12 protein-coding genes are annotated in these 10,917 nt (G+C 35.9%); 5 read left to right on the top strand and 7 right to left on the bottom strand.

The annotated features are described in order from the left end of the window. Positions 1-202, top strand: a 202-nt coding sequence (locus WBN20_RS06680; protein ID WP_424281147.1) for an aldo/keto reductase, incomplete at its 5' end; no start/stop codon positions are given. Between the two features lie 21 nt (positions 203-223). Here the strand turns inward: WBN20_RS06680 and WBN20_RS06675 are convergent. Next, positions 224-739, bottom strand: a complete 516-nt coding sequence (locus WBN20_RS06675) for an acyl-CoA thioesterase (RefSeq protein ID WP_424273542.1) — start codon at positions 737-739, stop codon at positions 224-226. Between the two features lie 54 nt (positions 740-793). Then, positions 794-1,738 (bottom strand): SPOR domain-containing protein, encoded by a 945-nt coding sequence (locus WBN20_RS06670; protein ID WP_424281146.1) that lies wholly within the window; start codon positions 1,736-1,738, stop codon positions 794-796. Positions 1,739-1,843: 105 nt separating this feature from the next. Between WBN20_RS06670 and dprA the strand changes: the two genes are divergently transcribed. After that, on the top strand, positions 1,844-2,947 hold the full coding sequence (gene dprA, locus WBN20_RS06665) for a DNA-processing protein DprA (protein ID WP_424274932.1): 1,104 nt from the start codon (positions 1,844-1,846) through the stop codon (positions 2,945-2,947). 159 nt (positions 2,948-3,106) lie between these two features. Here the strand turns inward: dprA and trpS are convergent, their stop codons facing one another. Further along, a complete protein-coding gene (gene trpS, locus WBN20_RS06660; protein ID WP_424273105.1) occupies positions 3,107-4,075 on the bottom strand; it encodes a tryptophan--tRNA ligase in 969 nt (322 codons plus the stop codon). 68 nt (positions 4,076-4,143) lie between these two features. Between trpS and WBN20_RS06655 the strand changes: the two genes are divergently transcribed. Beyond that, positions 4,144-4,875 carry a lysophospholipid acyltransferase family protein gene (locus WBN20_RS06655; protein ID WP_424274933.1) on the top strand — a complete coding sequence of 244 codons (732 nt, stop codon included), beginning with the start codon at positions 4,144-4,146 and terminating at the stop codon, positions 4,873-4,875. 128 nt (positions 4,876-5,003) lie between these two features. Here WBN20_RS06655 and WBN20_RS06650 read toward each other — a convergent pair whose 3' ends face one another. From WBN20_RS06650 to recA, 4 genes are all read right to left on the bottom strand, one after another. Further along, positions 5,004-6,569, bottom strand: coding sequence for a hypothetical protein (locus WBN20_RS06650; RefSeq protein WP_424281145.1), 1,566 nt, complete (start codon positions 6,567-6,569; stop codon positions 5,004-5,006). An 11-nt stretch (positions 6,570-6,580) separates the two neighbouring features. Next, positions 6,581-7,111: an RNA polymerase sigma factor gene (locus WBN20_RS06645; protein ID WP_424274935.1), complete on the bottom strand. Its 531-nt coding sequence runs from the start codon at positions 7,109-7,111 to the stop codon at positions 6,581-6,583. A gap of 35 nt (positions 7,112-7,146) precedes the next feature. After that, positions 7,147-7,563, bottom strand: coding sequence for a hypothetical protein (locus tag WBN20_RS06640; RefSeq protein WP_424273102.1), 417 nt, complete (start codon positions 7,561-7,563; stop codon positions 7,147-7,149). A gap of 89 nt (positions 7,564-7,652) precedes the next feature. Beyond that, the gene (recA, locus tag WBN20_RS06635; protein ID WP_424273101.1) at positions 7,653-8,660 is read right to left on the bottom strand and encodes a recombinase RecA; all 1,008 of its coding nucleotides are present in this window, start codon (positions 8,658-8,660) and stop codon (positions 7,653-7,655) included. A 377-nt stretch (positions 8,661-9,037) separates the two neighbouring features. Between recA and WBN20_RS06630 the strand changes: the two genes are divergently transcribed. Further along, the gene (locus tag WBN20_RS06630) at positions 9,038-10,069 is read left to right on the top strand and encodes a rhodanese-related sulfurtransferase (RefSeq protein WP_424281144.1); all 1,032 of its coding nucleotides are present in this window, start codon (positions 9,038-9,040) and stop codon (positions 10,067-10,069) included. A 207-nt stretch (positions 10,070-10,276) separates the two neighbouring features. Further along, positions 10,277-10,917: PSP1 domain-containing protein (locus tag WBN20_RS06625; protein WP_424281143.1), on the top strand; the 641-nt coding region annotated here is incomplete at its 3' end.

Raw genomic sequence — 10,917 nt, 5'->3', positions numbered from 1 at the left:
CAATAAGACCATTGCCCAAATAGTCTTGCGCTGGGATTTGCAAAAGGGAGTAATTACCATACCTAAATCATCGAAGCAGGAAAGAATTTTCGCAAATGCAGATATTTTCGATTTTGAGTTAACCCCTGAAGATATGGCTAATTTGGATAGCCTCGATAGAGGACAGCGCTTTGGCCCTGACCCTGACAATTTTGATTTCTAAATAAAAAATATCAGGATGGATTTATTCTTTCATGAATAATGCCCGGAGTTCGGTGGCTTCATTTGGCTTCATTTTACCTGCCAGGACTAAACTGAGTTGTTTTCGTCTTAGTGCGCCCTCAAAACGTTCAGATTCCAGTGCTGTTTCAGGAATTATAGGGGGCACTTCGGTTGGCTTTCCAGTTTCGTCCACAGCAACAAAAGTATAAATAGCTTCATTAGCTTTGGTACTCTCTCCGCTAAATCTATCTTCCATCCAGACATCAATATAAACTTCCATTGAAGTTCTAAAGGTCCTGGATATTTTAGCCTCAACTGTAACCACACTACCCAATGGCACAGAACGATTAAAGGCAACATGATTAACAGATGCAGTGACAGTAATACGACGACTGTGTCTTCTTGCCGCTATGCTGGCAGCCCTGTCCATTCGTGCCAATAGTTCACCACCAAAAAGATTATTCAATGGATTAGTTTCGCTGGGCAAAACCATATCGGTCATTATTGTTCTTGAATCACTGGGTGTTTTTGGCTGCATATAAAAAGTTTTTTCAAAGATACGCAGCAATTGTATTGAAGAAAAAGAAAGAAACTATTTTGTAGATAACATCCAGGCATCTTGAGATTCTGTACGCTTTACTTTCTTTAGAAAACTTAAAGCTTCTTCCGGATTTTCGTAACTGGCATAGGTTACCTGATGTAAACCATAACTATTAACTCCAAGATAAGTTGCCTCATAGCCTTTGCTACGCAGTTGTGTAACCTTTTTATCAGCATTTTCCCTAATTCTAAATGCCCCTGCAATTATATGGTGATTACCCTTACTTTTTTTTGTTACATGAAGCTTAAGTTCTGGTAATTCAAGCGGCTTTGTGTTAAAGAATGTTGCTTCCTGAATATTTTTAGACACGAGGGTTTGAGCTTCCTCAAGAACGAGCTCCTTTTTATTAAGGGTTTCTCCATAAAATCGGTAAGCTGTCATACCTGTTGATAGGGCTAATAAAAGTATGGCAGCATACTTCAAATAAGGCCTGAATGAAGTTCTTTCGCGTTGTTCTGGGGTAATAATAAAAGGTATCTTTTCTTCTAACTCAACTACTTGTTCCTTAAGACTCTCGCGAGTAACAATTGGAGAAACAAAAGATGAAAGACCATAAGAAGACGTAAGATAATTTACCTCATTAGAAGGTTGGAATTGCAATTTACCTTCCCTGTTTAACCATAATTCACCTATAGATGATATTTTTAGCCTTTCTCCTGAATGCAGTTGTTCTCTCCATGTTTTTGTGACATCCAGGGTTTGCTTCAAAACCGCTTCATATGACTTATTTTCCGCATTGGCTATATATGAAACTAATAAACCATCATTTGAGGACAACTGTTCATTAAATGATATTCGTTTTGAAGGAGGGTAAAAAGTATTGGTTGACTTTTGAAGTACTGCAGATTTCATTTGCGTTAAAAAAGCACCAAAATCAGGAACTACAACGCAGTTGTAACGGTATAAAAGTTCTTGAATGTAGTGCTCAATTCCCATAAACACAAAGATGAAGAAAAATTTGAGGGCTTCAAACTAGAGAAGAGAACTTTTTATTAACATAATATTTTGTGTAATTTGTGAATAACTTAAAACAATATATAAATGACTAAGGATGAGTTAATTGCAGTTCTAAGGCTGCAAAACATCCCTCACATAGGAGATATATCAGCTAAAAAGCTAATAGCTTATTGTGGCAGTCCAATTGCAATTTTTACAGATAAAAGGAAACATCTTGAAAAAATTCCCGGAATTGGGTCTGTGGCAATAAGTGGTTTGCACAATAGAAAATATCTTCATGCGGCAGAGCTTGAATACGAATTTATTCTTAAAAATGGAATATCCTGTTCATACTTTATGGATACTAGTTACCCTGCTTATCTAAAGCACTGCGTGGATGGGCCTATCTTACTCTTTACAAAGGGAAACATTAAGCTCGGGAATAAAAAAATAATCAGTTTAGTGGGTACACGGAATAGCACTAGTTATGGCAGAGCTTTCTGTGAAAAGTTCATTGAGGAAATAGCGCCTTTAGATCCGGTTATAATAAGTGGTTTTGCATATGGAATTGATATTTGTGCTCAAAGAGCAGCTTTAAAAAACGGACTTCAGACCATTTCCTGTGTAGCACATGGATTAAACCAAATATATCCTAAGGCACACCTTAAATATGTTGAAGAAATTAATAAGAATGGCGGTTTTTTGACTGAATTTTGGAGTTCAAGTAACCCTGATCGGGAAAATTTTTTAAAAAGAAATAGAATTATTGCGGGCTTAAGCGAGGCTACAATTGTTATCGAATCTGCAGAAAAGGGAGGTAGTCTTGTAACTGCGGAAATGGCAAATAGCTATAATCGCGATGTATTTGCTGTACCTGGGCGGGTACAAGATAAATATAGTTTAGGATGTAACAACCTAATAAGGGGGCAAAAAGCCCATATGCTAACTTCTGCTGCAGATCTGATTTATTTAATGGATTGGCAATTGGAAGAACATAAAACTGCCGTTGTACAAAAACAACTTTTTGTAGAATTAGATGAAAATGAAAAGATAATCTACTCTTTCTTGCAGAAAGACGGACGCCAATTGTTAGATCACATTGCTTTGGAATGTCAGTTACCTGTATTTAAGACAGTATCCAGTCTTTTGAATATGGAAATGAAAGGAATGATAAGGCCATTACCCGGGAAACAGTATGAAGCTATTTAGTTGAAATCAGACCAGTTAGTTTGTTTGTCTTTAATTTAAGTTGCTGAAACCTCCAAATACAGGTGTTCATCGATAAAATACACTAATAAGACAGCAGATTAACTTTTGATCTTTCAGCAAAAAGGATAATTACAAACTGCTTAGTCGGTTATCAATAATCTAGTATCCTACTTTATTCCTGACTCTTTCGAGAACTGTATCGGCCACTTTTTTAGCTTTTTCAGCTCCTATTGACAATGCATCATCCACCTCATTGAGATGATTCATATAATAATTAAATTTATCTCGGGGAGTTTTAAACTTTTCAATGATTAATTCGTAAAGAGCTTGTTTGGCATGTCCATAGCCATAATTTCCATTTAAGTAATTTGATCGCATTTTGGCAATCTGTGCATCAGAAGCTAAAATTTGGTATAATGAAAAAGTGGTATCCGTTTCGGGGTCTTTAGGGTCTTCAAGAGACTTACTGTCCGTAACAATACTCATCACTTGTTTACGCAGTTTTTTATCCGGCTGAAAAATATCTATTAAATTGCCCTTACTTTTACTCATTTTCGCTCCATCTGTCCCTGGAATATACATAGTATCTTTTTGGACCTGCGCCTCGGGCATTACAAAAGTCTCACCCATTTGCGACTGAAAACGTGATGCGGCATCACGTGTCATTTCTATATGTTGTAACTGATCTTTACCAACCGGGACAATATTAGCATCATATAACAATATATCTGCAGCCATTAACATGGGATAAGTAAATAACCCCGCGTTAACATCTTCTAACCTATCCGCTTTGTCTTTGAATGAATGGGCTAGGGTAAGACGCTGATAAGGATAAAAACAGCTTAAATACCATGCCAGCTGCGTTACCTGCGGCACATCGCTCTGTCTGTAAAACACTGTAGTTTCTACATCGAGCCCGAATGCAAGCCAGGTGGCTGCAGTTGCATAAGTGTTATGTCTGAGCTCATCGCCATTTTTTATTTGGGTAAGGGAATGCATATCGGCAATAAAGAGGAAAGAGTCATTTTCACGATCTTTTGCCATATTGATTGCAGGTATAATCGCTCCAAGGATATTTCCCAGATGTGGGGTTCCTGTACTTTGTATACCAGTTAATATTCTTGCCATTTATTTTATATTTCAAAGCAAAAGTAAAAGAAATACGATTACCCTGCTAAAATTGTTATTTTTGATTTATGCGCTTACCTCTGGAAAAATTAGGGCACGTTCTCTATCGTATTTGGTTTTATATTCTCGTTAGTCTTCCAATATTTATTTTTTCCCCTATGCTTCTCTTAACAACCCTTTCAGAAAGGACTTATCCACAATTTTTTTGGCTGGCACGCAATATATGGGCAAATACTATTATTTACGGGATGTTTTGTTTTCCAAGAATATCTTATGAGCAAAAGTTTAAAAAAGGTCAAAGCTATATGTTGGTTGCAAATCATACCAGCATGCTGGATATTATGATGATGTTAAAAACAAGTAAGAATCCATTTGTCTTTGTAGGTAAGAAAGAGTTGGTAAATATTCCTGTTTTTGGGTTTTTTTATAGACGTGTTTGTATTCTTGTTGACAGGGATGACAGCAGAAGCAGGACAGCTGTATATAGAAGGGCGCAGAAAAGACTAAACCAAGGCCTCAGTATTTGTATTTTTCCTGAAGGGGGTGTACCTGAGGAGCACGTAATACTTGATGAATTTAAGGATGGGGCCTTTAAAATGGCAATAGCTCATAATATCCCTGTAGTTCCAATTACTTTTTATGATAACAAAAACCGTTTTCCATTCGCTTTTTTCAGTGGAGGCCCGGGTATTACAAGAGTGAAGGTTCATTCTTTTTTCAAGACAAAAGAATTATTAGAAAATCAAAAATCGGAATTGCGGGAACAAGTAAGAAACGTTATTTTAAAGGAGCTGGGATAATTCTCTTGATAAAAATTAATGAATTATAAATAATATACCAAATGGTTTAAAATGATACAACCTGAATATGCATTTTATTGAAGTAATTGCCATTTAAACTCATACAACTCATACAATTACCATAGACGCTAAAATTTAAAATTCAAGCCTGTATAGACCCCTATAGAGAAGGGTTGAAAATTACCAGATGTTTCGTTAAAGGTGTTTAATTGATATTTGAACATAGGTTCCAGGTTTAATTGAAAGGTTGGAGAAAACTTATAATTAAAACCAAAACCAATATTTGTACTTAGATTCACATCATTAATATTATTGGCCTCACCCATCTCAACCGTATTGCCATTTGCTTCAAGAACAACTGAATTATCTACAAGAAAAAGTGAGCTTAATCCGCCTATGACATTTATTCCAAATTTGTTGTCAAGCAGGGCATAATTTAGTTCTAAGGGTAATTCTAAATAACCAAAATTCTGAATCATTCTACCACTCCGGGTGGGGCTTTGTGCTGCAATCTCCATACTACTTGCCTGCTCTGATAGATTACTATCTTCCATATTCCTGACAACTAAATTTTTTGAAGTAGGCGCATAATTTATATTATCAATTTGATCATTAGTGGATGCGGTAAGTGAAGCTGAAAAAGATATTTCATTTGTATCATAACCATAATCTACCTTATGCAGCCCTGATCGGATACTCAACTTTTTATTAATATCATAAGAAACCATTAATCCGTAACTGAGATTAACGTTACCACTTTTGGAATTCGATACAAAATTTGAATGTATTGGCGACCCATCACCAAATGAATTGAAATAAACAGGTGCAATACTGGGTCCAACAGACCATTTATTACTATTAGTTTGGGCCACTTTAGTTTCCTGAGATTTTTCTATTTCGTCGTAAATAGATTTTTTACCCATTGTAGATTTCAGATCTTCTTCCTCTTTTTTCTCAATCAAATTAGTTGCTCCATCGGCGACAACTGCTTCTTTTAGAGGAGTGTCTTTTTGGATATTATTAGAAATAGTAGTATCCTCAACTTCAAGTACGGAGTTTTTAACCGGGGGATTGATATTGGCGGCAATTTCAGTAGTTTCAGTTTCAGGATTCTGCTGGGCCTTAATATTTTTGGTTATTTCATCTTTCGTAACCTCATGTGGCGTATTTTGTGAACGAACAAACGTATTGGTTGTTTCAGCTTCTGTAGTTTTCGAATTATCGGAATTATTGCGTTCAGTCTTCATATTGGGTTTCTCAGAAGACGTGGCAATGGAGGTCTCAATGTTTTGCCCCCCAATAGCTGACTTATTGGTGTCACTGGCAGAATTTGAATTTCCCGATTCCGTTGTTACTTCGGAAGAGTTTACCACACTACTGCCGTCTTCATTATTCTCTGCCGGCAAAATATTTTCAACATCACTTTCCCTTGAATTATCCAAAGAAGGAGCACTTTCAACATCAGTAATTATTTGATCAGTATTTTGATCGCTTTTAAAAGGAATAAAAACGTACAATAATATGGCTAAAATTGCCGCTACACCCCCCAATTTCCACCATATGGGAATAATGGGACGCGACTTTTTCTTTTTATCCAGGGAGTTGGAAATTGCTTTCCAAACTTTTTCGTCCGGAACCTCGTTGAAGTTTTTTAACTTCTCCTGGTACAATTTATCAATATTATCTTTTTTCATGGCTTAGGTAATTAAGCAATATTTATGTTTTTCTTCTTTATTTTTTCTCTTAAAATCATCCTGGCCCTAGCTAGATTGGATTTTGATGTCCCTTCTGATGTTCCTAATTGTTCACTTATCTCTTTGTGGGTAAACCCGTCGAGGACATACATATTAAAAGTGAGTCTGTATTTATTAGGAAGCTCCTGAATATAACGCAGGAGGGTGGGGAGTTCAATGTCTAAATATTCTGAATCAATCTCGGGTTCTTCTGTAACATTATCTGTTACTACTTTCAGGTATTCTTCCTTTCTATATTTCTGAAGTACCGTATTAACAGTAATACGTTTAATCCAACCTTCAAAAGAACCTTTAAACTTATACTGACCAATCTTATCGTATATGGTCATAAAACTATCATGCAAATTATCTTCTGCCTCCGTTTTATTGCGCGAATATTTTAGGCAGATACCGAACAATATTTGTGCATAATTTCTATACAATTGTTCCTGCGCCCTTCTATCTCCTCTTTTGCAATTATGTATGAGTTCTTTCAGACTCAAAATATTGGTTAGATTAATAGGCTTAAAATAGTAGATTATTGGGTTACAGGAACTTCAATTTCTAAATATTCTTGCTCTCCGTTTTCATCTTCACCAGTCCAAAACCTAAAAAGATAGGCATCTGTATAAAGACAGATAAAGTTAAATGAACCTTCTACTTCGGCCATTCCATCTACACATTCCGGATCATCAAACTGCGATCCAATAGGAACTACATTTCTTGTTGTTTCTGCAATGGGAGTTACATCAAAACCTTCAAAAGAGGCACATCCATTAGGCAACACATAAGTTACATTAATTTGATATGTCTCATGCAAACTAAATGATTCAGGTAATTCCGCACTTACTACTTGTAATGGAACAAAGTAATAATTAGGTTGGTCATCACTCAAACTACAAGAAGACAAAACAATTACGATTAATACGAAAATCAGGGAAACTAGTCTTTTCATAATCAATTATTAAAATCTATACTACAAGATGATAATAAGATGCAATGGTTGCTTAAAAACTAAAGAATAAGGAAAATAACCTATTTAAATTACGCCTTTACTGCACTAATGGCTTCTTTTATTTTACTTTCTAATTCGTCCATAAGTTCCGGATTATCTTGTAAAAGCGATTTTACGGCATCTCTTCCCTGTCCCAGTTTTGTGTCTCCGTAACTGAACCATGATCCGCTTTTTTTGATAATTTCATATTGTACTCCAAGATCCAGAATCTCACCAACCTTGGATATTCCTTCACCGTACATTATATCAAACTCTGCAGTTTTAAATGGGGAAGCCACTTTATTTTTGACGACCTTTACCCTCGTTTTATTGCCCAGGACAGCACCTTCTGAATCTTTTATTTGCGTAGATCTGCGAATATCCAATCTTACAGAAGCATAAAACTTTAAAGCGTTACCCCCTGTGGTAGTTTCAGGATTTCCAAACATAACGCCTATTTTTTCCCGCAACTGATTAATGAAGACCACAGTACAATGTGTTTTGCTTATAGAACCAGTTAATTTTCGTAAAGCTTGTGACATTAATCTGGCATGTAAACCCATTTTAGAGTCTCCCATCTCACCTTCAATTTCACTTTTTGGAGTTAATGCTGCTACAGAATCTATGATTACTATATCTATTGCACCGGAGCGAATTAGGTTATCTGTAATTTCCAATGCCTGTTCCCCATGATCGGGTTGTGATATGATAAGGTTTTCAATATCGACTCCTAAATTTTTGGCGTAAAATCTGTCAAATGCATGCTCTGCATCAATAAATGCTGCAATACCACCATTTTTTTGAGCCTCGGCAATTGCATGCAAAGTAAGGGTAGTTTTTCCGGAAGATTCCGGGCCGTATATTTCTACAACTCTTCCGCGAGGATATCCGCCTACACCTAAGGCAATATCCAGGCCTAGTGATCCTGAAGGGATAACTTCTACATCCTCAACAACAGAGTCTCCCATTTTCATAACGGCCCCTTTGCCATAGGTTTTGTCTAGTTTATCTAATGTTAGTTTTAATGCTTTAAGTTTCGCTTCTTTATCCTTAGCCATTATGTGATTTTCTATAAAATTAGGAACGCTAAATTACCATTTCTTTTTTCATATAACAATGTCAAAAGCAACCTTTTTAGTATTCCCGCATCTCCCTGATAAGTGTTCGTACTTAAATACAAAATATTCCATGGTTCCAAGAAACTTTGGGCAATGGTGACCGCATCCTATCAGGTTGATCTATGAAAAAGAAAATTACCCGGGAGTGGTCTTTAAAGAGTCTTGAAACTTCAAGACTCTTTTTTATTTCTAACTAGTCCGGCGCGCCTGTCAAAAGAATTACTAGCCTGAAAATCAATTAGTTTTCTCTTGCGTTAAAGAGGAATATGTTTAATTTTGCATTCTAATACATTCTAAAACTTAATAATTGGTATAGCATGCAACTGTACAATACATTAAGTGCTAAAGAAAGAGAAGCTCTTATTGAAGAGGCCGGACTGGAACGTCTGACTATTTCTTTTTACAAATACGCACATATTCATAATCCAAAATTATTTAGGAATCACCTGTTCATTCATTGGAGTGAACTCGATGTTCTGGGAAGAATCTATATAGCTCCCGAAGGCATTAATGCCCAATTATCTGTGCCGGCAGATAACTTTTTAAAATTCAAATCACATATAGACAGTATTTCATTTCTTGAAAATGTTCGATTCAATATTGCTATAGAGCAGGATAATAAGTCCTTTTTAAAACTGAAGATTAAAGTGCGTAAGAAAATTGTCGCAGATGGTTTGAATGATGCTACTTTCGATGTAACCAACAAAGGAATACATGTTGATGCCACACATTTTAATGGGTTGATTGACGACCCAAATACAATTTTGGTTGATATGCGAAATCACTATGAGAGTGAAATCGGACATTTTAAAAATGCAATCACACCAGATGTTGATACTTTCAGAGACTCATTGGATATCATAGAAAAGGATTTATCAAACTACAAGGAGAATAAGAACCTTGTAATGTATTGTACCGGAGGTATTCGATGTGAAAAGGCGAGTGCGTACTATAAACATAAAGGATTCAAAAATGTATTCCAGCTTGAAGGAGGTATTATAGAATATACCCGTCAGGTTAGACAGAAAAATCTTGAAAATAAATTTCTTGGTAAGAATTTTGTATTTGATCACAGGCGGGGCGAGCGCATAACTGAAGATATCATTGCCCAGTGTCATCAATGCGGTGAATCTTGTGATACCCATGTTAACTGTGCTAATGAAGCTTGTCATCTACTTTTCATTCAATGTGAGGTTTGTGCAGATAAAATGAACAATTGTTGTTCAGGCCACTGTAAACAAATCCATGAACTTCCTTATGAAGAACAGAAAAGGCTTAGAAAAGGGAAAGTAGTGAGTAATAAAATTTTTAAAAAAGGAAGATCAGAGGTCTTAAAATTTAAAAAGTAATCCTGCACAAGTATAATTTTAGAAATTTTTCGCACCCATATTCAAAACCTTTTTAAATAATTTTAAGAATAAGAAGATCGTTTATTTTTGCACAATTATTGCCACTTTCCATCACAGCAAAAAAGTACTATCTTTACCTTCAATAATTATTTATGAACCTATTTTAGCAAATCCAACATTTGGTTTTGTTAAATCAAGATATAAAATATGGGTTGTAACAGTTGTTCAACCGGCAAGGATGGGCAGCCTCGGGGATGCAAAAATAATGGAACTTGCGGCACAGATAGCTGCAATAAATTAACTGTGTTTGACTGGCTTTCCAATATGTCTTTGCCAAGTGGTTCTCAGCCATTTGATTGTGTTGAAATTCGATTTAAAAATAGCAGGAAAGAGTTTTTCAGGAATACGGAAAATCTATCTTTATCCATTGGTGATATTGTGGCAACACAGTCTAAATCTGGTCATGATATTGGTCTTGTTACCTTAACCGGAGAATTAGTAAGGGTACAGATGAAACGTAAAAAAGTTTCCGATTCTGAAGAAGAAATCCCAAAAGTATATCGCAAAGCAACTCAAAAGGATATAGACAAATGGCAGAAGTGCCGGGACAAGGAGGAAGAGATAAAAAAGCGCGCCCGTGAAATGGCTATTTTACTAAAATTACAGATGAAGATTTCTGATGTTGAATTTCAGGGAGATGGATCTAAGGCTACTTTCTACTATACAGCAGAGGAACGCGTTGATTTTAGACAATTGATTAAGGATATGGCGAAGGCCTTTGGCATTCGCATAGAAATGAGGCAAATTGGTTATAGACAAGAAGCACAACGTTTAGGAGGTATTGGTTC

It is taken from the genome of Eudoraea sp., assembly GCF_049665975.1.
GTDB lineage: Bacteria > Bacteroidota > Bacteroidia > Flavobacteriales > Flavobacteriaceae > Eudoraea.
This window is presented reverse-complemented; position numbering and strand designations above follow the sequence as displayed.